The 24,335-nt window shown below is 52.8% G+C and carries 22 protein-coding genes; 10 read left to right on the top strand and 12 right to left on the bottom strand.

Features of this window, described 5'->3' with window-relative positions; all coding sequences use genetic code 11:
* Positions 1-110: 110 nt before the first annotated feature.
* The 7 genes from trmD to OXH16_02225 form a co-directional block, all read right to left on the bottom strand.
* A complete protein-coding gene (gene trmD, locus OXH16_02255) occupies positions 111-776 on the bottom strand; it encodes a tRNA (guanosine(37)-N1)-methyltransferase TrmD (protein ID MCY3680191.1) in 666 nt (221 codons plus the stop codon).
* A gap of 14 nt (positions 777-790) precedes the next feature.
* The gene (gene rimM / locus OXH16_02250; protein ID MCY3680190.1) at positions 791-1,324 is read right to left on the bottom strand and encodes a ribosome maturation factor RimM; all 534 of its coding nucleotides are present in this window, start codon (positions 1,322-1,324) and stop codon (positions 791-793) included.
* A 3-nt stretch (positions 1,325-1,327) separates the two neighbouring features.
* Positions 1,328-1,630 (bottom strand): 30S ribosomal protein S16, encoded by a 303-nt coding sequence (rpsP, locus tag OXH16_02245; GenBank protein MCY3680189.1) that lies wholly within the window; start codon positions 1,628-1,630, stop codon positions 1,328-1,330.
* A gap of 16 nt (positions 1,631-1,646) precedes the next feature.
* The gene (ffh, locus tag OXH16_02240) at positions 1,647-2,972 is read right to left on the bottom strand and encodes a signal recognition particle protein (protein ID MCY3680188.1); all 1,326 of its coding nucleotides are present in this window, start codon (positions 2,970-2,972) and stop codon (positions 1,647-1,649) included.
* An 86-nt stretch (positions 2,973-3,058) separates the two neighbouring features.
* Entirely contained in the window at positions 3,059-3,715 is a 657-nt protein-coding gene (gene rpe / locus OXH16_02235; protein ID MCY3680187.1) for a ribulose-phosphate 3-epimerase, read from the bottom strand.
* Between the two features lie 22 nt (positions 3,716-3,737).
* The gene (locus OXH16_02230; protein MCY3680186.1) at positions 3,738-4,472 is read right to left on the bottom strand and encodes a PASTA domain-containing protein; all 735 of its coding nucleotides are present in this window, start codon (positions 4,470-4,472) and stop codon (positions 3,738-3,740) included.
* Between the two features lie 66 nt (positions 4,473-4,538).
* Positions 4,539-5,372, bottom strand: coding sequence for a hypothetical protein (locus OXH16_02225; GenBank protein MCY3680185.1), 834 nt, complete (start codon positions 5,370-5,372; stop codon positions 4,539-4,541).
* A gap of 361 nt (positions 5,373-5,733) precedes the next feature.
* On the opposite strand from OXH16_02225, the gene OXH16_02220 reads away from it, so the two are divergent.
* From OXH16_02220 to OXH16_02190, 7 genes are read left to right on the top strand one after another with little or no spacing between them, the layout of a single operon-like run.
* The gene (locus OXH16_02220) at positions 5,734-6,471 is read left to right on the top strand and encodes a phytanoyl-CoA dioxygenase family protein (protein MCY3680184.1); all 738 of its coding nucleotides are present in this window, start codon (positions 5,734-5,736) and stop codon (positions 6,469-6,471) included.
* A 32-nt stretch (positions 6,472-6,503) separates the two neighbouring features.
* Positions 6,504-10,409 (top strand): ATP-dependent RNA helicase HrpA, encoded by a 3,906-nt coding sequence (gene hrpA, locus OXH16_02215; protein MCY3680183.1) that lies wholly within the window; start codon positions 6,504-6,506, stop codon positions 10,407-10,409.
* A 3-nt stretch (positions 10,410-10,412) separates the two neighbouring features.
* Positions 10,413-12,191 (top strand): ABC transporter ATP-binding protein, encoded by a 1,779-nt coding sequence (locus tag OXH16_02210; GenBank protein ID MCY3680182.1) that lies wholly within the window; start codon positions 10,413-10,415, stop codon positions 12,189-12,191.
* Positions 12,191-13,945 (top strand): ABC transporter ATP-binding protein, encoded by a 1,755-nt coding sequence (locus tag OXH16_02205; GenBank protein MCY3680181.1) that lies wholly within the window; start codon positions 12,191-12,193, stop codon positions 13,943-13,945. The genes OXH16_02210 and OXH16_02205 overlap by 1 nt, the downstream gene beginning before the upstream one ends.
* Positions 13,946-13,973: 28 nt before the next feature.
* Positions 13,974-14,855 carry a peptidyl-alpha-hydroxyglycine alpha-amidating lyase family protein gene (locus OXH16_02200; GenBank protein ID MCY3680180.1) on the top strand — a complete coding sequence of 294 codons (882 nt, stop codon included), beginning with the start codon at positions 13,974-13,976 and terminating at the stop codon, positions 14,853-14,855.
* A gap of 34 nt (positions 14,856-14,889) precedes the next feature.
* Positions 14,890-15,633, top strand: a complete 744-nt coding sequence (locus OXH16_02195; protein ID MCY3680179.1) for an aldolase/citrate lyase family protein — start codon at positions 14,890-14,892, stop codon at positions 15,631-15,633.
* A 14-nt stretch (positions 15,634-15,647) separates the two neighbouring features.
* Positions 15,648-17,057 (top strand): MFS transporter, encoded by a 1,410-nt coding sequence (locus OXH16_02190; protein ID MCY3680178.1) that lies wholly within the window; start codon positions 15,648-15,650, stop codon positions 17,055-17,057.
* 6 nt (positions 17,058-17,063) lie between these two features.
* Here the strand turns inward: OXH16_02190 and OXH16_02185 are convergent, their stop codons facing one another.
* The 3 genes from OXH16_02185 to OXH16_02175 are packed head-to-tail and all read right to left on the bottom strand — an operon-like array spanning position 17,064 to position 19,824.
* Positions 17,064-17,924 (bottom strand): amidohydrolase family protein, encoded by an 861-nt coding sequence (locus OXH16_02185; protein MCY3680177.1) that lies wholly within the window; start codon positions 17,922-17,924, stop codon positions 17,064-17,066.
* A 12-nt stretch (positions 17,925-17,936) separates the two neighbouring features.
* Positions 17,937-19,010 carry an aminopeptidase gene (locus OXH16_02180; GenBank protein MCY3680176.1) on the bottom strand — a complete coding sequence of 358 codons (1,074 nt, stop codon included), beginning with the start codon at positions 19,008-19,010 and terminating at the stop codon, positions 17,937-17,939.
* A 1-nt stretch (position 19,011) separates the two neighbouring features.
* Entirely contained in the window at positions 19,012-19,824 is an 813-nt protein-coding gene (locus OXH16_02175) for a sugar phosphate isomerase/epimerase (GenBank protein MCY3680175.1), read from the bottom strand.
* A gap of 133 nt (positions 19,825-19,957) precedes the next feature.
* Between OXH16_02175 and OXH16_02170 the strand changes: the two genes are divergently transcribed.
* The 3 genes from OXH16_02170 (at position 19,958) to OXH16_02160 (ending at position 22,856) form a co-directional block, all read left to right on the top strand.
* Entirely contained in the window at positions 19,958-20,275 is a 318-nt protein-coding gene (locus tag OXH16_02170; GenBank protein ID MCY3680174.1) for a hypothetical protein, read from the top strand.
* Between the two features lie 95 nt (positions 20,276-20,370).
* Positions 20,371-21,651 (top strand): sulfatase, encoded by a 1,281-nt coding sequence (locus OXH16_02165; protein ID MCY3680173.1) that lies wholly within the window; start codon positions 20,371-20,373, stop codon positions 21,649-21,651.
* The gene (locus OXH16_02160; GenBank protein MCY3680172.1) at positions 21,651-22,856 is read left to right on the top strand and encodes a Gfo/Idh/MocA family oxidoreductase; all 1,206 of its coding nucleotides are present in this window, start codon (positions 21,651-21,653) and stop codon (positions 22,854-22,856) included. Before OXH16_02165 ends, OXH16_02160 begins: the two co-directional genes overlap by 1 nt.
* Positions 22,857-22,968: 112 nt before the next feature.
* Here the strand turns inward: OXH16_02160 and OXH16_02155 are convergent, their stop codons facing one another.
* Entirely contained in the window at positions 22,969-23,361 is a 393-nt protein-coding gene (locus OXH16_02155) for a VOC family protein (protein ID MCY3680171.1), read from the bottom strand.
* A gap of 4 nt (positions 23,362-23,365) precedes the next feature.
* Positions 23,366-24,247, bottom strand: a complete 882-nt coding sequence (locus tag OXH16_02150) for an RNA polymerase sigma factor RpoD/SigA (protein ID MCY3680170.1) — start codon at positions 24,245-24,247, stop codon at positions 23,366-23,368.
* Positions 24,248-24,335 lie beyond the last annotated feature (88 nt).

The following is a 24,335-nucleotide window of genomic DNA, read 5'->3' as shown; positions in this document are numbered from 1 at the left end:
ACGAATCAACGAATCAACGAATCAACGAATCAACGAATCAACGAATCAACGAATCGAAGCTCGTAGTGATTTTGGGAGGTGGAGCGGGGTTCGTCTATTCGTCTATTCGTCTATTCCAACAAATCGGGGCGTCGCTCAAGCGTGCGTTGTCGCGCGTTTTCCCGCCGCCATTGGGCGACTTTTTTGTGATCTCCACTGAGCAATGCCTCTGGTACGGTTAAGCCTTCAAATTCACGAGGTCGCGTGTACCACGCACAATCCAACAGGCCATTTTGAAACGAGTCTTCAAGCGCTGACTCGGCATTGCCAATGGCACCGGGGATTAACCGGATCAACGCATCGATCAAAATGAGGGCGGGCAATTCGCCGCCGCTGAGGACATAATCACCAATCGAGATTTCATCATCGACATAGCTTTCGCGGACGCGCTCATCAATGCCGCGATAGTGTCCGCACAATAATACGAGATGGTCTGACAAAGACAATTCATTGGCCACAGATTGCGTAAATAGCCGTCCCTGAGGCGTGAGAAAAATCACGCGGCCACCTGTGGGGAGTGCTTCTATCGCGCGTGCAATGGGTTCGGGTTTGAAGATCATCCCCGCACCGCCGCCATAAGGCGTATCGTCGATTGTTTTGTGTTTGTCGTCTGCGTGGTCTCGAAGGTCGTGCGCCAAAATGTCGATCAATCCCGCATCAATGGCGCGTCGCGGGATACTGTATTTCAGCACATCCCGAATCAGATCGGGAAAAATTGTGATTACGTCTATTCGCATCACAGATGGTCGTCCTACAAAAGCCCTTCGATTTCCTGCACGATAATTTTTCCGGCTTTTTGATCCACGTGGACAATCTCGCGCACGGCCGGGATCAATACGTCTTCGCCGTTGCGATCCACCACATACACATCGTTGGCCGGATACGACAGGACTTCTACGACATGTCCCACCATGGTGCCCGATGCTGTTTCAACTGGCAGCCCCTCGAGTTCAAAAACGTAAAACGAATCGTCGGGTAAGGGATGCACGGCATCGCGGGGTACCAAAATAAAGTGTTCGCGCAATCGCCCCACATGTTCAGGGGTGTCAATGTCTTGAAATTTGATTGCCAGGCGCGAACCATAAGCGCGTACATAAGCCACGTTTAATGCAGAATATGTGCCATCGGGCGCTTCAACGCGCACAGAGTCCAAGTCGTCAAATCGTTGTGGAAAATCGGTCAGCGGTAGCAAAAAAGCTTCACCCCGAATGCCCCGGGGTTTCATGATTTTGCCAACCGTGACAAAGCCTGTGCTGGAGTGGTTTAATCCAGTATCCGGCTCCAAGACTCATTCCTCAGATGGGGCGTCTGACTCAGCATCCTCAGGTTGCGCGTCTTCATTCTGATCTTGTTTGAGCAGACCCTTTTGGCGAAATAAACTGCGCACTGTATCGGAGGGCTGTGCGCCCACGCCCAACCAATACCTTATGCGGTCTTCTTTTAATTCGATAATCTGGGGATCTTTTGTCGGATTATAATGCCCCAAAACCTCGATGAACCGTCCGTCGCGAGGTGAGGAGGCCTCGGCCGCTACCACGCGGAAGAACGGCGCTTTTTTTGCGCCCATACGACGTAAGCGAAGTCGAACCAAATCAAACTCCTTTGTGTTATCCGAACATCGGAATTGCCATTTTGCCCTGTTTTTCCATACGGGACATGCGTTTCATCATTTTTTGCATCATGTTGAATTGCTTGAGCAATTTGTTGACATCTTGAATACTGCGCCCGCTGCCATTTGCAATGCGTTTGCGCCTGCTGCCATTAATAATATGCGGTTTCTCGCGCTCTGCGGGCGTCATTGAATAGATGATTGCCTCGATGTGCGTGAAGGCCTTTTCATCCACCTGCAAGTCCGGCATGGACTTGCTCACGCCGGGGATCATTTTCATCAGTTGATCCAAGGGGCCCATCTGCCTGATTTGCGCCATTTGCTCGAGGAAGTCGTCGAATGTAAACGATGCCGAGCGAAGCTTTTGTTCAACTTTTTTCACCTGTTCGGCGTCTATGGTCTCCTGCGCTTTTTCCACCAGTGTAACCACATCGCCCATGCCCAAAATGCGAGAGGCCATGCGGTCGGGATGAAATGCTTCCAGACCATCGACTTTTTCGCTGACGCCGATGTATTTAATCGGGACGCCCGCAACCTCGCGGATGGATAAAGCTGCGCCGCCACGGGTGTCGCTGTCCATGCGCGTGAGTACTACACCTGAAAAATTGAGTTTTTCGTAAAAGGCAGAAGCTGACGATACGGCATCTTGCCCGGTCATGGCGTCGCACACAAACAGAATTTCTGAGGGCGATACGGCTTCGCGGATGCGAAATACTTCATCCATGCGCTCGTCATCAACGTGTAGCCGACCCGCTGTATCGAGTATCACGACATCGAGGTTTTCATTTTTCGCCCGATCCATCGCTTGCGTGCAAATATCGACTGGATCTGTGCCTTCTGGTGCCCGATGTACGGGCACACCGACTTGCTCGGCGAGTACGCAAAGTTGATCAATTGCTGCAGGACGATAAATATCAGCCGCCACGAGCAGGGGTTTTTTGTTTTGCGATACCAGTAGTCGGGCCAATTTTGCTGAGGCTGTCGTTTTACCCGATCCTTGAAGCCCCACCATCATTATTGCTGAGGGTGGCGATTCCGCAAATTGCAATGCGGCATTTTGATTGCCCATCAACGCGATCAATTCGTCGTGGACAACTTTGACAACTTGCTGCCCCGGCGTGATGCTTTTGAGTACTTCCCGCCCTATTGCGCGTTCTTTGACCCGCGCGATAAACGAGCGGGCGACCTTGTAGTTGACATCTGCCTCGAGCAATGCCCGGCGCACTTCTCGCATGGCGTCGTCGATGTTCGATTCGGTCAATCGACCGCGGCTGCGAAGTTGCTTAAATACGCCATTGAGGCGATCTGTCAATATTTCAAACATAAAAGGACCTATAAAAATGACGGGGTAAGACGGAGAAATATAGAAGATTCGCCGATTTTATGCAAGAAATAAGCTGACGAAAATCCCTATCCCATTGCCGCCTGGCGAATGGCCTGTACGTTTTTTGCAATGGCCCCGTCGCGAAATACTGCCGAACCCGCTACGAGTACCTGTACGCCGGCTTCGACCACCTGACGTGCGTTTTCCACGCCAATGCCACCGTCAATTTCTATTTCGACGTTCAATCCCTGCCGTGCGATTTCGGTTTTTAATGCCTGCACCCGATCGAGAGACGCTGGCATAAATGATTGGCCACCAAAGCCCGGTTCGACCGACATAATGAGTGCGAGGTCCAATTGGGGTAGCAGCGGGAATAACGCCTCGATCTCCGTGCCAGGGCGCAGGGTAGCACCGGCTTTCATATTGGCTTTTCTGATGAGGTCCAACAGTGCGGGTACATCTTCTTCGATTTCGACATGAACGGTCAAAATATCTGTGCCTGCATCGGCAAAATCTTGCAGATATTTACCGGGTTCAGAGATCATGAGATGCACATCCAGTACCAGGTCTGTTGTTTTGCGAATGGCTTCGACGACCAGCGCACCAAATGTGATATTGGGCACAAAATGTCCGTCCATAATATCCAGGTGGATATATTCGGCACCGGCCTCTTCGACCAGGCGCACCTGATTTTCGAGCGTGCGGAAATCGGCAGAGAGAAATGATGGGGCGATTTTTACCATTTTAACCTCAAATAAGATTTTTTCACAGTTTGCTCACAATCAATAGGACAGAAGACCCGCGTTTTATTGGCGTGCCTGATTCTGGCTCCTGGCGGATGACGATGTCGGGTTCATAAGCGGTGCTAAATTCGTATCGGATATTATTGGGTTGCAGACCGAGCGACGATAACAGACGCCGGGCTTCGTCTAATTTTAGCTCGGTAACCCGGGGCATATTGACAAAGGCGCGAGGAGGTCCCGTGCTTACAATTAGTTCGACCTGCGTCCCCTGGGCGACTTTTTCGCCCGCGTTGGGTTTGTGGTCGATAATATTGCCTTCTTTTATTTCTGAAGATGATATTTCGGTGACTTTACCGATGGTCAAATCTGCCTGTGCAATCCACAACTGGGCCTGTCGCAAAGGGCGATTGTGAAGATCGGGTACGGCGTGGAGACGCTGTCCCAAGCTCGGCGCGACATAGACTGTGCGGTTGGGTTTTACGTGCGAGAGGGCAGACGGATTTTGCCATACGATTTGTCCTGCGGGTACAGAGGCATCCCAGCGCGGTTCTCGCTCTTTCATGCGCAGGCCCTTGTCCTGCAATTGCGCCTGTGCCTGTGAAGGGGTAAGTCCGATGAGATCGGGAACAGCGACTTCTACGCCTTGTCGCACATAGATCGGCATTGCAATTTGATCGATTACAATCAATCCGATTATTGCCGTAAATATGGCACACGCTCCAAAAAGTACGATTTCGCGCAAAATTTTCAAGGGCAAATTCATTATTCCAAAATAGCCGGAGGCCCAAATCCTGTCAAGCGCGAATCCCTTGAATCAAGGGGGTCAATGCTCAAAGATCACCGAAGCGCGATGCGTGATTCCCAGTACTGTATGCCATACTGCGGCATAGTCAATCGCGAAGCCCTTTTTTTTCAGGCCAACCCCCGCGCTCAATTTTTCTGGACCTGCACCCGTGCGTAACACGAGTTGGGGGTGGATATGATATATTACCCCTATGCCCGCACCTGTGGGGAAATTCGCTTCTTTTTGTATATCTGCTACCAGCGCGACTTTCGGCATGACGGCAATGCCCATTCCCACGGTTCCACTCTGTCCCAAAAGCGATGTGTGCCTGCTACCTGCATTCCAGATTGCTGCGCCCAGAAAGACGTTTTCGCGTATTTGCAATTTTATCCCGGCGTCAAATACCATCCAGTGTTGTGTGGGTATTCCCGCGGTGCTCAGTTGCAAGGCGCGTATGCCGAGTCCCAGGCTCAGTTGTTGAAATACGCGCAGTGCATAAGCGAGACCAAATACCTGTTCTTTGTATAGCGCAAATCCAAATCCCGTATATCTCACGCCCAGGCCGTGAGGTCCAATCTTCAGGCCAGCACTGAACGCATGGGTTGCCAGTTCGGTCAGGCCAAATGGTCGGTCATACGCGGCAAACAAGCTCAATCGCTTGCCCCAGGCCAATGCCGCTGGATTCCAATATGCGCCTGCGGCACCGGCTGCCAGTGCCACACCTGCATCGCCAGTACCCGCTGTATGGGCGCCAATGGGTTGAAATTCAAAGGCTGCGTGAGTAGATGAAGGGAGGAGTGCGAAAAGTACAATCTGGCAATACTTTGTTCGCAGAATGCGGAATAGCGGACAGAGAAATAGTTGATCTGGCATGTGAGACCATGTGTGGAATGGGTTAGGGATGCGTGTTTTTCGCAGTTTATCAGCAAATGGTAGGCCAGATACCCATTTTTTTTTAACATGTTGATATTACACGCCAGAATTTGTTTATTGTCGGTTAGAACAGGCGGGTATCTATCGCCTGTTATGCGACAGAGTATTTCAATCTGTCGCTCGTTATGAGACAAAAAGTTCTCTTTATCGAAGGAGCAAAACGCGATGTCATGGGGAAATCCTTTTGAGGTTGAGCAATGGGAAGGATAAACGACAGTTCGTTTCGCGTTTGATTTTTTAACAAAAAGACCGATATTTTGTCTGTCCTATTTTTACCAATCTTCACCTGGGAGAGCAGGTTATGGCTTATTTTACCGATGAAGAAAAATTGCATTTCAAAGAACAGGGGTATGTTGTCAAACGCGATGTCGTGCCGATGCATTTGATCGATAAGGCGGTGGATGTGTTGTGGGAGGAGATCGAGGCAGATCGCGATGATCCCGAGACGTGGATCAATGCGGGACCGAAGGGAAATTTGAAATGCAGCAGTCATCCCGATGTGCGGGCGACTTTGACGGAGACGCCGATTCAGGATATGTGCGAGGAGATGGTGGGTAAAGGGACCCTGGCTGTGTCGAATTACACGTTTGCCAAGATGATTTATCCCGAAGGGCACGACAATTGGACGCCGGCCAGGCAGATGCATCTGGATGGCTATACGTGTGAAGGCGTGGTGGATACTTTTGCGATTGCGGTGACGGTGAATATCAATCACGTCAAGCCGCGCTCGGGAGGGTTTTCGATCTGGCCGGGTGCGCACAAGCGGGCTTATGAGTATTTTAAGACGCACAGTCTGGTGAATGGGTTAGATGCGTTTCGCAATGCGCAGGGGGAGTATTACGACCTTCCCACGCCGGTTGATGTTACGGGACCGCCGGGTACGGTGACGTTCTGGCATCATCTGATGTTGCACAGCCCGGGGGTAAATTGTGGACGGGATATTCGCATGGCATTTGTGAGTCGCTTTCGGCGGAGGGATAATAACGATATGCGCTTTGAGACGCCGGATGATATGTGGGCGTATTGGGATGGATTATAGGCGGATTCAGCGTTGATATACCGAAGGATAGGATGGCGAGTAAAAACGAACAAATAAAAAAACGCAGACCGCGCAGAAGGCGGTCGAGTCCGATGTCGGCTGTGTGGTCGCTGTTGCCCGCGTGTATGCTCAAAGACGGCATGGAGATTGCGCGGCAGTTGCGGCAAATACAGCGGCAAAAGCGACGCGATACGGGGCGGTTGAAGAATTTGCAGGTGCAGGCGGAGCGGTCGGTGGCGTTGCGGAAAGACCGGGGGGAGACTCCGCTGCATCTGACCTATCCAGAGGCGTTGCCGATTTCGGCGCGGAAGGATGAGATTGTCAGGGCGATTCGAGAACATCCGGTGGTGATTGTGGCAGGTGAGACGGGATCGGGGAAGACGACGCAGTTGCCCAAGATGTGTTTGGAGGCCGGTCGCGGTGTGGCGGCGAAAATTGCGTGTACTCAACCCCGGCGCGTGGCGGCGCTATCGGTGTCGCGGCGCATTGCAGAGGAATTAAATGTCGCGTGGGGTGCCGAGGTGGGGTGCAAAATTCGGTTTAAGGATGAGACGGCGCCCGAGACGCGGATCAAGATGATGACGGATGGGATGTTGCTCGCGGAGATTCAGGGCGATCCGAATTTGTATGAGTACGATACGGTTATTATTGATGAGGCGCACGAGCGCAGTTTGAATATCGATTTTTTACTGGGATATTTGCGCTTGTTGCAAAAGCGTCGCCCCGAGTTGCGGATCGTGATTACATCGGCGACGATTGATACGGAGACGTTTTCTAAGGCGTTTGACAATGCGCCGATTATTGAGGTGTCCGGGCGGATGTATCCGGTGGATGTGCAATATTTGCCTGTGGAAGATATCGCCGGGGAAAGTGATGTACAGACGTATATCGATGCGGCGGTGACCGCAGTGGATATGGTGGTTGATGCGGGGCGAGGTGATGTTCTGGTTTTTATGCCTACGGAGAAGGATATCCACGAGACGCGCAGGCGTTTGGAGGGGCGGCAGCTTCGCTTTACAGAGGTTTTGCCGCTGTTTGGGCGGTTGACAGCGGGCGATCAGCAGAAGGTGTTTCACAAGCAGAGGTATCGGCGCATTGTGGTGGCGACGAATATTGCGGAGACGTCGATTACGATTCCGGGTATTCGATATGTGATCGATACGGGGCTGGCGCGAATCAGCCGGCACAATCCGCGCAACCAGACGCATAGACTGCCGGTGGAGGAGATTTCTCAAAGCAGTGCCAGGCAGCGGGCAGGACGGTGTGGGCGCGTGCAAAATGGGGTGTGTATTCGTCTGTACGATGAGAAGAGTTTTCTCGCGCGACCAGAGTACACGCAGCCCGAGATTCAGCGGTCGGATTTGGCAGAGGTCATTTTGCGGATGATTGCGCTGCGGCTGGGCGATGTCGAGACGTTTCCATTTATTGATCCCCCCCGTTCTCAGGCGATTCAGGGGGGATTTAATGTGTTGAGAGCGTTGGGCGCGATTGATGATCACAAGCGTTTGACGTCGCTGGGACGCGATATGGCGCGTTTGCCGCTTGCGCCGACGGTGTCGCGGATGATTTTGCAAGCGCAAAAAGAACGCGCTTTGCGCGAGGTGCTGGTTATTGCGTCGGCAATCAGCATTCAAGATCCGCGCGTGCGGCCGCTCGGGCAAGAGAAGGCGGCAGATCAGGAGCACCGGAGGTTTGTCGATGGGGAATCGGATTTTATCGCGTTGCTGAATATCTGGAAGGCGTATCACGATACGTTTGAGAAATTGAGAACGCAGAGTCAGATGCGAAGATTTTGCAAGCAGCATTTTTTGTCTTTTAATCGCATGCGCGAATGGCGCGATATTTATATGCAGATTCGACACACTCTGCGCGAGATGGGTGCTTTTCGGATGAACCGGGACGATGCGGGATACGATGCGATTCATCGGTCGGTGGTGAGCGGGTTGTTGGGCAATGTGGCGCAAAAGAAGGAAGGCAATATGTATCGCGCAGCGCGCGGGCGCGATGTGATGTTGTTTCCGGGGTCTGGTTTGTTTCAGCGGAGAGAGGAAGGGGAGGATGATAAAAAGAGTACGCCCGGTTGGGTTGTGGCTGCGGAGGTGGTGGAGACGTCGCGTTTGTTTGCGCGCACTGTGGCTCGCGTACAGCCGTCCTGGCTGGTGGAATTGGGCGGACATTTGTGCCGGGCATCTTATAAGGAGCCGTTTTACAGTGTGCGGTCGGGTCGGGTGCTGGCGACCGAGACACTGACGTTGCACGGTTTGCAGGTGGGGCAAAAGCGCGTGGGGTATGGAGGTGTAGATGCCAGTGCTGCGACGGAGATTTTTATTCGCGAGGCTCTGGTGAATGATGAGGTGGCGTTGCCCTATGAATTTGTGGCTCAAAATCGGGATTTGCGCGCGCGCGTGGAAACATGGCAGATGCAACAGCGTTTGATGCAATTTCTGGATCTGGATGAGGCTGCATATCGGTTTTATGCCGAGCGATTGGAGAATGTATCTTCCACTCACGATTTGAATCGTTTGATGAAGAGAAAGGGCGCGGATTTTTTGCTGATGTCCGAAAAGCATCTGGCGGGCGAGCAGGTGGATTTTGACCGGGATGCGTTTCCCGAGTTTTTGGAGGTGGATGGCGAAGAGGTGCCGCTTTCTTATGCGTATCGGCCCGGGCAAGATCGAGATGGCGTGACGTTGCAACTGCCGTACAAGCTGGTGCATTTTGTACAGCCGGAGGTGCTGGACTGGCTGGTGCCAGGGTTGTTGGAAGAGAAGATTACATATTTGTTGCGCGGGCTTCCAAAGCGTATTCGCAAGCGGTTTGTTCCCGTGCCGGACAGGGCGCGAGAGATTGCCGCGGTTTTGCAACCGACGCACAGCGCGTTTTTGGATTCGCTGTCTGCCCATATTTTGAGTCATTACGGTATTGAGATTTCTCAAAGCGATTGGAATGTGCGCGATTTGCCGGAACATTTGCAGATGCGCGTGGAAGTTCAAGACGAGAAAGAGCAGGCGATTGTGGCTGCGCGGGATTTGCGCGTTTTGCGCGAGCAGTTAGATGCGCGCGAAGAAGATGTGCAGTCCGATGCGTGGATGCGGGCACAGAAGCAGGTTGCGCGCCGAGATGTGACGGGGCAGACGCTGGGGGAATTGCCCGAGCGCGTAGAGGTGATGCAAGCCGGTGGGATGCCGGTGTTTGGCTATGTGGGGTTGAAGCGCGAGGGGGATCGCGTGGCTGTGTGTTTGTTTAAGCGCGCAGATGAGGCGGAACGCGAGACCCAGGTGGGTTGGATGCGGTTGTGCGAGCGCGAAATGCGGGATGAGATGCGGGCGTTGAAGCGGTCTTTGGGCGATTTGAAGCAGTTTGAGGGGGCGCGCGAGGCTTTGCGCGAGGGTGCGTACGCAAATTTAATGGCGCATCTGTTCACGCGAGACGCGGCGTTTCCCATAACGCGCCAGCGCTTTGAATCGCGCGTTCAACAGGCGCGGTTGTATTTGCAGCATCTGGCACCGCAATTGATTCAGGCGATGGAATCGCTGTTTGAGACGCATCGAGAAATCCGGCTGTTGCGCAGTGGCTATCCCGAGATGGAGGCCGATCTCGCGCGTTTGATGCCGCCGGATTTTTTGCGACAAATACCTTATGATCAGGTGTTGCATTTGGGGCGGTTTTTGAAGGCGATTGTGATACGTGCCGAACGCGCGATGCTCGATCCGATGAAGGACCGACAAAAGGCCGAGCAGGTGCAACCTTTTCAAGATGCGGTGGATGAGTTGATGGATTCGGAATTGACGGGGGAGAAGCGCTATGCGGTGCAGGCGCTGCGGTGGATGGTCGAGGAGTTTCGGGTGTCGGTTTTTGCACAGGAACTCGGTACGGCGCAAAAGGTGTCGCCAAAGCGATTGTACGATAAATTGGAGCAGGTGAGAGGGATGGCGTAATTTATGAGTCTCAATTTTTTTAAGCCCTTTGCGGAGTATGTGTATCCCCATCGATGGAAGATTTTTTGGGGATTGGTGCTGTTGCTGGGTACGCAGGCGGTTCAGGCGCTCGTTCCGTTGTTGATGAAATGGGCGATTGATACGGCTAAAGCGGGGCTGGATGCTGGAGATCTTACGGGTGATGTGGTCGATACAATCACGGGTACCCCGATGGGCGATTTGCAGATGTACGGGGCGCTCATGGTTGCACTTGGCATCGCGCAATGGGGCATGTCATTTGGGATGCGCTGGTTTATTGCCAGTGCGTCTCGTTTTATAGAGCGCGATATTCGCACGATTTATGTGCGACATATTGTGCGGCTACCGCTGAGTTTTTTCCAGGCGCAGCGCGTGGGCGATTTAATGGCGCGGGCGACCAATGATGTGGAAGCGATTCAGCGGTTTTTTTATTTTGCGTATCGGCTGTCGCTACAGGCGGTTTTGAGTTTTGTGCTCAGTCTCATTTTGATGTGTATCATTGACTGGCAGTTGGCTCTTTTGGCGCTGGCTCCTATGCCCGTGATGGCTTTTTGTGCGCGGTGGGTCGGGCAAAAGGTGCGCGTGGGGTACCGACGGGTTCAGGAACAATTTGCCGCCGTCAGTTCAAAAATTCAGGAAAATTTGACGGGTATGCGAATGGTCAAAGCCTTTGCCATGCGCCCGCTTGAGATTGTGGATTTCGGGATTCTCAATGAGGAGTACGTCACGCGCAACCGCCATTTGATTAAGATCCGCAGTTTGTATTATCCGTTCACGTTTTTGTTGAGCGGTGTTTCTATGATTGTAATTTTGTGGCTGGGCGGTCTGCGGGTGATTGAGGGGAGTTTGAGTCTGGGGGCATTTGTGGCGTTCAATGCGTATTTGCTGCGGATGAGCCGCCCGATGTCGATGTTGGGGCGAATTGTCGATGAGTATCAACGCGCCGTGGCTTCGTTGAGGCGCATTGAAGAGGTTTTGAAAGTATCGCCTCAACCCGATGTGGCGGGCGGCACAACGGGAGATATCACGGGGGAGATCGAGTTTCGCAATGCGAGTTTTTCCTACAATGGTCAACGGGTGCTCAAAGATATCAATCTTCGGATTCCAGCGGGGAGTACGCTTGCCGTGGTGGGGCGCGTGGGTTCGGGAAAATCCACGCTGGCGCGGTTGATTCCCCGGTTGATTCAGGCAGATGAAGGGCGGGTTTTGATCGATGGCAAGCCGGTGGAAGAGATACCGCTTCAGACGATTCGAGATGCGACCGGATATGTGCCGCAGGATGCTTTTTTGTTTTCGGATACGATTCGAGAAAATGTGGCTTTGGGCACGCGGGCAGAGGGCGATGTTGCGCGCGCGACCGAGATTTCGCAGTTGGCTCCGGATTTGCACCTTTTTCCCGATCATCTGGAGACGATTGTTGGAGAGCGGGGGGTCACGCTTTCGGGGGGGCAAAAGCAGCGCACAGCTATTGCGCGTGCGGTGATCCGAGAGCCGCGGATTCTGATTATGGACGATGCTTTGGCGAGTGTGGATACGCGGACAGAGGAAGAGATTCTCAAACAGTTGCGCGAGATTATGGCTTCGCGTACGACGATTTTGATTGCCCATCGCATTTCGACTGTGAAAGATGCCGATCATATTATTGTGCTGGATGAGGGGCGCATTGTAGAGCAGGGGTCACACGATGAATTGGTTGCGCACGATGGGATTTATGCGGATATGTTTCGACGCCAGCATCTGGCTCGGGAATTGGAAATATTGTAATGGAAGAAGAGGAAATTGGTCATAAGGGTTTTGATCTGCGTTTGATGGCGCGGTTGATGAACTTTCTCAGGCCCTACAAGTGGTGGGTTGTTCTCACGTTTGTGCTCATTATTGTCGCAGCGGTTGTGCGGCAGGCCGGGCCTTTTTTGACCAAGATTGCGGTGGATGATTATATCGTGCCGGGAGATGTGGATGGGTTGACCTATCTGGTGATGCTCTATATCGGTTTGCTTGTCGCGCAATTCGGGGTGGGGTATTGCCAGAGTTGGACGACCAATATGATCGGGCAATGGGCTATGCACGATGTGCGGTTGCAGATTTTTATGCATTTGCAGCGGTTGCCCATGCGTTTTTTCGACCGCACGCCTGTGGGCCGCTTGATGGCGCGCAATACAAATGATGTGGATGCCCTCAACGAGTTGTTTACCGATGGCATTGTGTCGATGATCAGCGATATTTTTACGATTATCACGATTCTCGCATACATTTTTTATATGGATGTCACGCTCGGCTTGTTGATCTGTATCGCATTGCCGGTGGCTTTTATCGCAACCGTGTGGCTGCAGAATAAGACCTTTTTTGCGTATCGCGTTGCGCGCACCTTATTCGCGCGATTTAGTTCTTCGTTGCAGGAGACTGTGTCCGGGATGGAGGTGGTGCAGTTATTTGGTTGCGAAGATCGCTGTGTGAAGCGGTTTGAAGATCCGAATAAGGAGTATCTGGATGCGCGGCTAAAGAGCGCGTTTTACCATGCGATTTATTTCCCGATTATGGAGTTGGGCGGTGTTTTATTGTCCGCACTGGTGTTGTGGTATGGCGGCGCGCGGGTGCTGGATGGGGAAATTCAGTGGGGCGTGCTCGTGGCGATGTTGCAATATGTTCCGCGGTTTTTTATGCCTCTCCGCGATATTGCCGATCGTTTTACCGTGCTTCAGGTTGCGATGGCGTCTTCAGAGCGCATTTTTGAGTTGCTGGATACGAAGCCAGAATCACTTGGCGGCACTGTGAAGGCCGATCACTTGAAGGGCGAGATCGCGTTTCAAAATGTCTGGTTTGCGTACAATGAAGGCGAATGGGTGTTGCGCGATGTGTCTTTTCGCGTTGCGCCGGGGGAGAGTTTGGCATTGGTCGGGGCGACGGGCGCGGGTAAGAGCACGGTGATTAGTCTGGTGTGTCGGTTCTACGATATTCAGCGGGGTGCGATTCTGGTAGATGGGGTCGATATTCGGGAGTGGGATGTGGAGGAACTTCGCAGGCGCATTGGGGTCGTGCAACAGGATGTTTTTCTTTTTGCCGGTGATATTGAGGCCAATATTAGTCTGGGACATCCGCGCATTAGCCGCCAGGAGGTCGAGCAGGCCGCGCGCGATGTCAATGCAGACCGGTTTATCGACAAGTTGCCCGATACCTATGAGCACGAGGTGCTGGAGCGGGGCAGTTCGCTTTCGGTCGGGCAGCGGCAGTTGATATCTTTTGCGCGCACGCTGGCTTGTGGACCAGATATTCTCATTCTGGATGAGGCGACGGCGAATGTGGATACGGAGACCGAGATGTGGATTCAGGATGCGGTGGCAAAATTGATGCGGTCGCGGACTTCGATTGCGATTGCACACCGCCTTTCTACGATTCGAAATGCGGACAAGATTCTGGTGATGCACCGCGGGCAAATCCGCGAGGAAGGCGACCACGATGCGCTGATCAATCAGAATGGGATTTATGCCCGGCTTTATCAGTTGCAGTATCAAGAGGAGTAGAGAGTCGTTATTTTCAAGGAGGTGCAATATGTTGTTCGGAGAAGGCGATTATCGGTACGAGGAAGTTGAGGGATGGGCGAAGTTGCCCGAGGGGTGGGTGTTTACGCAGGTGTCGGATGCTGCGGTGGATTCACAGGGCCGCATTTACGCCTTTACGCGCGGTGTTCATCCCGTGGTCGTGTTTGATAAGGATGGCAATTTTATTACGTCGTGGGGGTATGGCGATTTTGGTATTTCGCCAAATTTGATCAGTCAGTCACACGGTATTTTTATCGATCCGGACGATAAGGTGTTTTTGACGGATTCGTTTCAGCATATTGTCAGGCGTTATTCCCGTTTGGGCGAGTTGGAGCGCGAATGGGGCACCCGCGGGGTTCCGGGTCCGACGTTTCACCGCAGGGAGTACAATATGCCAACGGGTGTTGCTTATGCGCCAGATGGCAATTCGTTTTACGTGTCGGATGGGTATGGCAGCCGGTGTGTGCACAAGTATTCGCGCGATGGCGAGCATATCGGGGTGTGGGGCGAGGGGGGCAGTGGGCCGGGGCAGTTTGCGCTGGTACACAATATTGGATGCGATAAGACCGGGCGGGTTCTGGTGTGCGACCGGGAGAATAATCGCATTCAGATTTTCGATCCAGACGGCAAGTTTATGGAGATGTGGACCGATGTGATGATGCCGGGCGATGTGTGGATTACGGATGATAATACGATTTATGTGGCGGAGCAAGGGGGCGGGGGGCGCATTAGCGTGTGGTCTGCGGATGGGGAATTGATTTGTCGCTTTGCGGATCAGAGTGCTGTGCAGTCGCCGCATGGGCTTTGCGTGGATGACGAGGGGAGTATTTATGTGGCTGAGATCGGTATGGAAGGACAGGGACAGCGGTTGCAAAAATTTGCGAGGGTTTAGGGTTTTCAGGTAACTATAACATAGCGAGGTTTTTATGGCTACACCAAATCGCATTCTCGAGCGTTATCGCAATGGCGAAAAAGCCGTTGGCGTGCAGATGAGTTTTGTTTCGGAAATTGTGATCGAAGTGGCGGCTAAGATGGGGATGGATTTTATTTCGCTGGATGGGCAGCACGGCGCGTTGACGCTGCCGACTATTGAGACGGTCTGTCGCCTTTGCGATGCTTATGGTATGACGCCGACTATGCGGGTTGTGGATCAGTCCGAGGCGGCTATTTTGACGGCGCTGGACCGGGGCATGCAGATGATTACGGTGCCCAATTTGCAGACTGCCGAGGAGGCCGAGCGGATTGTCCAGTTTGGTTTTTACGGGCCTTTGGGACGTCGGAGTGCGATGAGCCAGCGCGTGGCTTATGGTTTGAATGATACCAGCGATAGTCGGAAGATTTTTGAGTTTACCAATGACAATACCATTATTGTGCCTCAGCTCGAGAGCAAGACGGCTTTTGACAATTTGGATGAGATTCTCCAGGTTGATGGGCTTATGTTTTTTGCGGGCGGTCCGCAAGATATCGCGCAGTCTATGGGGTATCCCGGAGAGCCGAATCATCCAGAGTGCATAGCGGCGTATGAGGCGGCGTGTGATAAGGTGCGTGCGGCGGGGAAGCATATGAGTGGCGATGTGATGGTTAGTTTGGATGCTTTTGGGGCGATTTACGATGCGGGGAAGGCGTTACTCGAAGCACACGGCCGCGAGTGTGGTATGAAGATTGGTTGAATTGCGAGGTACATTTGTCTAAGGGACAGGTTGCATCCGGGGAGGCAGAACCGCTGTCTCCCCGGGCGGCTCGGCGCGTGTTGATTAGCCTGATGTTTTCGTCTATGCTGATGCCTATGGTGTCTGGCATGTCGCGGGTTGCACTGCCGGTTATTCGGGATGATTTTGGGATTCCCGCAGATTTGACGGCGTGGGTTCTGGCAGCTTTTATGCTGCCTTTTGTCGTTTTGATGCCGATTTATGGGCGTTTGAGCGATGGCGTTGACCGGCGGTTGTTGATTCTGTTGGGGACTGTGATTTTTGGCGTTGGTTCTGCGATGACGTTTATGGCGCCGAATATGCGCTGGTTGATGGCCGGGCGTGCGATTCAGGGTATTGGCGTGGGGGGGATGACGCCGATGGGTATGGCGCTGCTCGCGTCGATTTTTAGCGCGGGAGAACGCGGGCGCGTCCTGGGGACCTGGAGTGCAGTGGGTCCGGCGATGAGTTTTTCGTCGTCGTTTGTCGCGGGTATTCTCATTGCGCTTTGGGGGTGGCGCGCTGCTTTTGTGCCGGGGCTTTTGCTCAGTGTTGTGACTTTTGTCGCGATTTACAGGGGGGTGCCTTCTCAGGTGATTGGGGAGGCGTCTAAATTTTTGCGGCAGTTTGATTGGGGTGGGGTCGGTTTGTTGTCGGGCGGGATTATATTTCTGATGTTTTATCTGTCCAGCCGGTCTGTGACGGGGGTTGCCCCGTTTGAGGATTGGCGATTGCTTTTGGGTGCGGGAGTGTTTTTCGCTGGTTTCTGGTGGTGGGAGAGAGGGCGGAGAGATCCTTTTCTTCCGCTCAATTTTTTTGGCAATCGCATGTTTTGTCGGGTGACGTTTTGCGCTTCGATGCGGATGTTTGTGCAGGGCGGTATTGGGGTGTTGATGCCGCTGTATCTGGTCGATGTTCACCACATGGGTCCGGCACTGTTGGGCGTGTTTTTGATTATTAGTTCTGCGGCGATGACGCTGATTGTGCGATTTGGCGGGCAGATGTCCGATCGTTTTCAGAGTCGGTGGCTGGTGATGATTGGGATGTTCGTGCAGTTGACGGTGATGCTGGGCTTTGCCCATTTGTCCGATGCGATTTCGACATGGGTTATTGCTGGCCTGCTGACGTACTATGGGCTTGGTGCCGGGTTGATGCTGGCTGCTTTGCACAGTACGGTTATGGGGACTGTCGAGTCAGACCAGATGGGGGCTGCTGCAGGTCTTTATAGTATGCTGCGGTTTATGGGGATGGCGATCAGTACGGCACTGATCGGGGTGGTGTTGCAGTTTTTCTTCGATGCAAATTTATCTACTCTCGATGCGTACCAGAAGGTGTTTATGGTGCTTGCGATATTTCCCGTTCTGGGGATGGCGGTGGGATTTGGGTTGCGGGAAAAGAGGTTGTGAAGCACGTCAGCCATCACCCAATAACCTCTGTGCATTTTGATATGTTATTTTGTCGAATGCTTCTTTTGGCAGGTTCAGGCGCTGTAGATAATCCATCAGGCGCGTGTCAAAATAATCCCTTCCAAATAACAGGCTGTCTTGAAAGTCGATCAGGAATTGTCTGCCAAATGCTTCGTCTCTGCTGATTGCGGTCAGTCCCGATCCCGCGGAGAGGTCGGCGTATAGATTGTCGTATTTTTTGAGCATCTGGGGGACTTTGCCGCCCGGTTCGACTGGACCTTTGGGATACGCTTCTTTGTCAAATTTGCCGTCGCCGGAAATGTGCGCCCAGAATCCGGGGGCATGGCCGATGAAGTTGGTTTCGGGACATGCAATAATCGCCCGTTCAAATGCTTCGATGCTGCCGCCATACCACCAGTTGGGTCGCGGGTAATCCCCGCGTCCGTGATCGATGGGGTAGTCGAGATGGATTGTGATTGGCAGGCCCATGTCACCGCAGACGTGGTAGAGTCTGAGGGCATCTGGGTCGTCGAATACGACTCTGACCTTTAGTTCGCTGGCAACCCGAATCCCGTGAATTTCTACGGCTGCTTTCAAACGGTCAATTGCGTCGGGTCGCTTTGGATGTGGCATGTATCCCAGTACAAATCGGTCAGGGGCTGTGCGCCCTACCTGTATCACGTCTTCGAGGGGGATGCACACGCCTGTTGGGGGCAATACTTTGTGATAACTGGGACTGTATTCGTCTTCTGGCGCTTCCCAGGAGAATAGCCATAGCTGGTCGATGTTTTGCTCGTCCATGTTTTTCAATATTTTTTCGGCGTTGAATCCGTGCCAGTTTGGATGATTGTGCGCGTCGATTAACATGTGAAGCTCCTTTTAGATCAGATACTCGCCATCCCGGATGATTTGGCGTGTTTTCCCGTTTGCTGAAACCAACAGGAGTGATGCCACTTGTATCGGGCTGTCTTTGGCATAGACGATGTCTTCGTGAACAATATGTGCGGGGGATTTGAATTGTTCTGGTCCAATTGTGCCGCCGAGATGTTCGCTGCGTCCATAAGCCCAGTGAAAGCCCGCTTTTTCATCTTCTAAGACATTGCCCCAAACAACGGCTTTTGGATTACATCCCAATGCGAGTTCGGCGATGTTGCCGCGTATTGGATCTTCCTCGAAATAGGCTTTGAAGCTCGCGGCCTGTGTTGTTTCTCCCGCGACATCTACGATCCGATTGTTCTCGACCCGAAATACGATGACGTCGCCATTGTCATTGACGGGTATTTCGCCTTCCGTGCGGCTCGGTTCGCCGTCTCTTTCTCCTTCATAGGGTACCTGGAAACTTTCTCCACTCGGCAAGTTGATGATGGGAAATGCCGAGTTTGCCTTTTCTCGGGGCAGTTGTCCATCGTCTTTGTGGGCTTCGCGGTAGCGCAGGTCAACGGTCCATTTGTGGCCGGTTGTGAAAATTACCTGTGCGGATTCCGCTTGGGAGAGTGCGTCCATTAATATCTGACAGCGGCGCGCCACTTCGGTATAATCCGCAGAGAGCGCGGTTTCTTCCATGCGTCGGGCAACGCCTGGCAATGATGCGGCGCGAAAATCATTATGTGAACGCGCCCATGCAGATAGGGGTGCGGTGGCGGAGAATTGCGTGAGTGAATTTACGATTGTCGCTCGCGCCAGGCCGTCGCGCAAGGGGATGGGTTCGCCTTTGTCGAGGGGCAAATTGCCATTGTGTGCGCCGGTGGCGGGAAAGGTGATGAGGGGCAGGACGTCGAAGCCAATCTGTTCGCCGAGCGATACCCACGCCGCACACCATTCGGCGGCCATTTCTCTGCGTTCGCGCCAGGTCTCGCTATCGCGCAGTTCACCGTGTGGTACATCGGCAATGACGGCTACTGTTTCGTCGGGTTCGGGATGAAATACATCTGTGAATAATTTGTGTAAGTCCATTTTACAAGTTGTCCAGTACAGCGCGCAGTTGCCGCACGCCTTTTAGCATGAGGTCTGGGGATCCCCAGTGTTCGATGCTCACGTTGCCCGTATAACCGTCTGATAGGACCATTTTGAGCAGGTCTTCGTATTTTATATCGCTGTCGCGAATGGGGTCCAGTTCTTTGTCGGGGTTGGGTTTGACGTGCAGATGGGTGATCCGTCCTTTGATCTGTTCGTATCCATCGGGGATGGCCTGTTCGCCACATCCGATGCCGTTGTTCACATCCCAGCAGAAGCTGAATCCCGATGTGTCGCCGAGGGCGTCGGCAACTGTTCTGGCTTCCGCACAGGTGCCGGCAATGGTCGCGCCTTCGTTTTCCAGCGATAGGGTGACGCCTTCGCGTTCGGCTATTTTGGCTATGGGGCCGAGAAATGGCACGATGACGTCGAGATAGTTCTCAACACCGGGTCGATTTGCCCGGTCTCCTTTTCGTCGATTGGGGTTCCAGAGGGAAAATCCGCGGATGACGGTTGTATCAAATGCTTTTGCGAGTTCGATCATGCGGTCAAATATGCGCTGGTGTTCGGCTTTTTCTTCGGCGCTGTCGTGCGCGCATTTGCCCACGGGCGAGCCGACGGACATAACGGTTACATTGTATTTTGCCAGTACGTCCTGGACGCGCTGCAGTTCGTCGTTGTCGATTTCCTGGACGCGTTTGCCCCAGATGCCGCCGCGCAGTTCAATTCCCGTTGCACCCGCTTCTACGCCCAGGCGCACAGATTTATCAAAGTCGGCTTTGTCGATTTCATCTGCAAAATAACACAGTTCCATCCCTTCCTCCTGTGAGTGGTTAAAATGACGCGTGCCATATCATATAACATCTTTTTGAACAGTCAAAGAAAAACGCGACCCACGCGAGTTTATTTTTAATTTTTAATTTCTGGTTTTTAATTATCATGGTGTTATGAATGAACAGACGAGAAAGAAAATTCTGCAATCCACACCACACCCGAAGGGGATTCGCAAGGTGGATAGAAAACGCCTGATAGCGCAATTGGCTCGCGCTGAGCCACCGCTCGATTACGACCGGTATATTCGCTCTAAATCATGGCAGATTAAGAGGCAGAAGTTTCTCGCCCATTACAATTGCCAGTGCGTTTTGTGTGGGAGTAAAGAGCATTTGCACGTCCACCATCTGCACTACAAGACACTGGGGAATGAGGGTGTAGAGGATGTGATTGTTTGTTGCAGGCGTTGTCATTTTATAGAGCACTTGAAATAGCAGTCAGCGGTCAACTCACCCGACATCGCCTGCCTTTCATCTGTGTTTATCGGTGTTCATCTGTGGTTGCATTTCATGCTTTTCCGGAGATTTTTATGCCGAATATTATCATTATCACCACGCACGATACGGGGCGGCATTTTGGGTGTTATGGTGTCGATACGGTGCATACGCCTGCGATTGACGCGATTGCCGATGATGGGTTCAAGTTTACCAATTATTTTACGACGAGTCCGGTGTGTAGCCCCAGCCGGGGAGCTATGCTTACGGGGCGCTATCCGCAGAGCAATGGGTTGATTGGGTTGACGCATTCGCCGTGGGATTGGTGTTTTAATGAGGGGGAGCGACATCTTTCGCATATTTTGCGGGATGCGGGCTATCATACGGCTCTTTTTGGGTTGCAACACGAGGCGTCTAATACTGAGGATTTGGGTTTTGAAGCGACTTTTGCACAGCGCGATGAAACGGGCCGCCGCGCAAACGCGCTTGTGGTTGCGCGTGCTCTGGCGGATTTTCTCAGGGCAGGTGCGGGTTCTAAGACGCCATTCTACGCGCAAGTCGGTTTTTTTGAGACGCATCGTCCGCACGATTTTGGCGATGTGGGACCCGATGATAGTCAGGGTGTTGATGTGCCGCCTTATCTGGTTGATGACGAGACATCGCGGCGGGAACTCGCTCTGCAACAGGGTGCTATTCGCCGCGTTGATGAGGCGGTTCAGATTATTGCCGATGCTCTGAAAGAGAGTGGGTTAGAAGACGATACGCTGCTGGTTTTTACGGTTGATCACGGTATTGAGTTTCCGAGGGCGAAGTGGTTTTGCTATGATGCAGGTATTGGCGTTGCATTGCTTATGCGCTGGCCCGGTGGGGGTGTTCGGGGGGGACAGAGTTGTGGACATTTGCTCAGTAATGTCGATTTTTTGCCCACGCTTATGGATCTCATACAGCATCCCATTCCGGATAATGTGGAGGGTTTGAGTTTTGTTAGTGTGTTCAAAGATCCGGATGCGGAACCCACGCGGGATGCGGCTTTTTCGATTTTTCAGGGTAGCGATAGTCGCAGTGTTCGCACCGATCGCTATAAGTTTATTCGCAATTTCAGTCCGCGGCGCCTGATAGATGTGCCCGTGGATATGACCGATCCCCCAAGACCGCGTATCAAACAGCCAGTGGCACAACTCTACGATCTGGAAAAAGATCCCAATGAGTTTGAGGATGTCGCCGATAAACCCGAATACCGGGATGTTTATAATGCGTTGAGCCAGCGTCTGTGGCAATGGATGGAAGATGTGAATGATCCGTCGCTTAAAAGTCCGATTCCCACGCCGTACTATTGGGAGGCGATGGCGGAATATAACACGAGAAAGGAAGGGTAATGTCGAAAGGAAAAGTTGTAAATCTCGCGCTTGTCGGCTGTGGCGGTATTGCCGGCGGGCATCTTCGGCGGTATGGAGAGATTTTCGATAAGGGCGAAGACCGTTTTCGCATTGTGGCTACGGTTGATAGCGATATCAGCCGCGCACAGGCATTTGCCGATCAGATCAATGGGAAGACTGGATGGGCGGTCAATTGCTATCCCTCGGTTGAGGATCTGCTCAATTCAGAGTCCGATCTGGATGGGGCCGATATCTGCAGTCCCCACGGTTTGCATCATGTGCTCGCCTGCGAGTTGCTCGAAGGCGGTGTGAATATCCTGTGTGAGAAGCCCATTGGTGTGACGGTTAAAGCTACGCAAAGAATTATCGATACAGCCAGGCGCTGCAATAGGATCGCCGCGAATGCCGAACAGTGTCGTCGCAGTGTTGGGCAGCGCACGATTCACTGGGCGTTTAATGGTGGTCCGCTCGGCGAACCCAGATTGTGGTACGCCATCAGGTCGGGGTGGCAGGATCCCGCGAATTATCCCGATTGGCACTGGCGCGTGGATCGCAAACTCGGCGGGTGCGGGATGGTTATGGATAGCGGCGCGCACTGGGTGGATACCATGCGTTACTGGTTTGGGGAAGTGGAGAGTGTTTATGCGCGCGTGGAACAACTTGAACAGCGTCCCCATAAGAAAGGCGATGATCTGGTCGATGATAGTCGCGAGGATTTTTGGACCAGTATTTTCAATTTTGAAAGTGGCGTGATTGGCACGTGGTCGTGGACGGTTAGTGCGCCGGGAAAGGGTTTTACCCAGCTCAATCTCACGGGGAGCAAGGGTACGATTGTGGAGCGCGATATTTTCCATCCGGCGGCGTCTCAGGCGCGCGGTGAATGCCAATTTATAGATGGTACGGCGTATGGCGTGTCCCAGCTTCAAGATATGTTTCTCGATTCATTGAGTCAGAGCGAAAAGGATCGCCTCTTTCCCTATGGGCTGACCGATGGCATGGCGATTGAATTGTGGGATTTTATCGATGCGCTGAGTATTGGACGCGATGTGGAAATCGACGCGGAAGAGGGGCTTAAGAGCAAGGCCGTGAGTGAGGCGATTTACGAGTCTGGGAAAAGCGGAGAGGTCGTCAGGGTGAGCGATGTGATATCCGGCAAGGTCTGCGCGTATCAGGAGGATATTGACCAGATGTGGGGGTTGGTGTGAGGGGGGATGACTGCTGAAAAAACAGGCCGCGGTCTCAAGGGATCGCGGCCTGTTTTGTTTCTTCTCATTTGCCTTTCATCGGTGTTTATCTGTGTTTATCGGTGGTTGCTTTTCACGCATTTCCCGGACGGCCTATTTCGATGAGGTTGCCATCCGGGTCGTGTACGAAAACATAGCGCGTGCCGTCGTGTGGACGCACGCCGGGACCGGAGGCAACGCGCACGCGTTCGCGGTCGAGCAAGGTGATGACGCGGTCGAAGTCAGCGACTTCAAAGGCGATGTGGCGGCGCGAAGGACGGGGGTATTCTTCGGCGAGGATCAGGTGGATTTCGACATCGCCACAGCGATACCAGGCACCTGCAAAGTCGTAATCCGGCCGGGGAATGGGTTGTAGCCCCAAAAACTTTTCGTAAAATGCCGATGCGCGTTCGAGGTTACCTGTAACCAATGTGATGTGGCTGACGCGGGTGATGCCCATGCCAGTCGATTCCATGCGATTGGCCACCGGATTAATTCTCCATCAGTAGGGTTCTCATTTTACGCATACGAGAGGGATGCTTGAGTGCCGCCAGGGCTTTGTCGCGTATTTGGCGCACGCGCTCTTTGGTCAGGTTGAGGATGTTGCCAATTTGTTCCAGCGTCATTGTTTCACCGCTGTTAATGCCGAAATAGAGGCGTAATACGCGGGCGTCGCGCGGAGCCAATGTGTTGAGCGCGGTGTGTATTTCCTCTGCCATAGAGCTTTCGAGCATGGCCTCTTCGGGAGTTTCCTGGTCGTTGTCTGACAACATTTCCAGCAAGCTGGTGTCAGGACCGTCTTCAAGGGGCATGTCGAACGAGACATGCCACCGCGAGGCGCTGAGGAGGTCTTGCACTTGCTTGGGGTGCAGTTCGGCCTGTGCAGCGATTTCTTCAATGCGCGGTTCGCGTCCCAGCGATTGTTTGAGTTCTGAGGATATGCGTTCCAATTTGCTCAGGTGTTTGATTTTGTTGACGGGCAGTCGCACCATGCGGGCTTTTTCTGCCAATGCCGATAAGATGCCCTGCCGAATCCACCAGACTGCATATGTGGTGAATTTGACGCCTACGGTTTCATCGTAGCGGGTGGCCGCGCGAACAAGACCCATGTTGCCTTCGGCGATGAGGTCTTCCAGGAGCAGGCCGCGTCCCTGATATTCTTTGGCTATGGTAATGACGAATCGCAAATTGGATTCGATCATTTTATTGAGACTTTTGCGGTCTCCTTTGCGAATGCGCTTGGCCAGATCAATTTCTTCTTGTGGCGTGAGCAATTCGCTATAGGCGATGTCTTTGAAATAGAGTTCCAGTGCGGAACTACTGCCTCCATTTGTTCCGTTTGAGGTACTGTAACTCATCAGTGCGGCAGACATGTATTTCCCCCGTGACTGAGATATCGACTCTCTTGATCGAGTGTCTTGTGTTTCAACTCGTCAAAGGTTCACAATAAGTACTGTGACA

The organism is Gemmatimonadota bacterium (assembly GCA_026705765.1).
GTDB lineage: Bacteria > Latescibacterota > UBA2968 > UBA2968 > UBA2968 > VXRD01.
The sequence above is the reverse complement of the archived record's forward strand: the minus strand, read 5'-3'. Positions and strand labels throughout refer to the sequence as shown.

Bases quoted from the DNA above. Each gene is read 5' to 3' on its own strand.
- trmD (MCY3680191.1), bottom strand. From the start codon at position 776: ATGCGAATAGACGTAATCACAATTTTTCCCGATCTGATTCGGGATGTG.
- ffh (MCY3680188.1), bottom strand. From the start codon at position 2,972: ATGTTTGAAATATTGACAGATCGCCTCAATGGCGTATTTAAGCAACTT.
- rpe (MCY3680187.1), bottom strand. From the start codon at position 3,715: ATGGTAAAAATCGCCCCATCATTTCTCTCTGCCGATTTCCGCACGCTC.
- OXH16_02225 (MCY3680185.1), bottom strand. From the start codon at position 5,372: ATGCCAGATCAACTATTTCTCTGTCCGCTATTCCGCATTCTGCGAACA.
- OXH16_02220 (MCY3680184.1), top strand. From the start codon at position 5,734: ATGGCTTATTTTACCGATGAAGAAAAATTGCATTTCAAAGAACAGGGG.
- hrpA (MCY3680183.1), top strand. From the start codon at position 6,504: ATGGCGAGTAAAAACGAACAAATAAAAAAACGCAGACCGCGCAGAAGG.
- OXH16_02210 (MCY3680182.1), top strand. From the start codon at position 10,413: ATGAGTCTCAATTTTTTTAAGCCCTTTGCGGAGTATGTGTATCCCCAT.
- OXH16_02205 (MCY3680181.1), top strand. From the start codon at position 12,191: ATGGAAGAAGAGGAAATTGGTCATAAGGGTTTTGATCTGCGTTTGATG.
- OXH16_02200 (MCY3680180.1), top strand. From the start codon at position 13,974: ATGTTGTTCGGAGAAGGCGATTATCGGTACGAGGAAGTTGAGGGATGG.
- OXH16_02195 (MCY3680179.1), top strand. From the start codon at position 14,890: ATGGCTACACCAAATCGCATTCTCGAGCGTTATCGCAATGGCGAAAAA.
- OXH16_02185 (MCY3680177.1), bottom strand. From the start codon at position 17,924: ATGTTAATCGACGCGCACAATCATCCAAACTGGCACGGATTCAACGCC.
- OXH16_02180 (MCY3680176.1), bottom strand. From the start codon at position 19,010: ATGGACTTACACAAATTATTCACAGATGTATTTCATCCCGAACCCGAC.
- OXH16_02175 (MCY3680175.1), bottom strand. From the start codon at position 19,824: ATGGAACTGTGTTATTTTGCAGATGAAATCGACAAAGCCGACTTTGAT.
- OXH16_02170 (MCY3680174.1), top strand. From the start codon at position 19,958: ATGAATGAACAGACGAGAAAGAAAATTCTGCAATCCACACCACACCCG.
- OXH16_02165 (MCY3680173.1), top strand. From the start codon at position 20,371: ATGCCGAATATTATCATTATCACCACGCACGATACGGGGCGGCATTTT.
- OXH16_02160 (MCY3680172.1), top strand. From the start codon at position 21,651: ATGTCGAAAGGAAAAGTTGTAAATCTCGCGCTTGTCGGCTGTGGCGGT.
- OXH16_02150 (MCY3680170.1), bottom strand. From the start codon at position 24,247: ATGTCTGCCGCACTGATGAGTTACAGTACCTCAAACGGAACAAATGGA.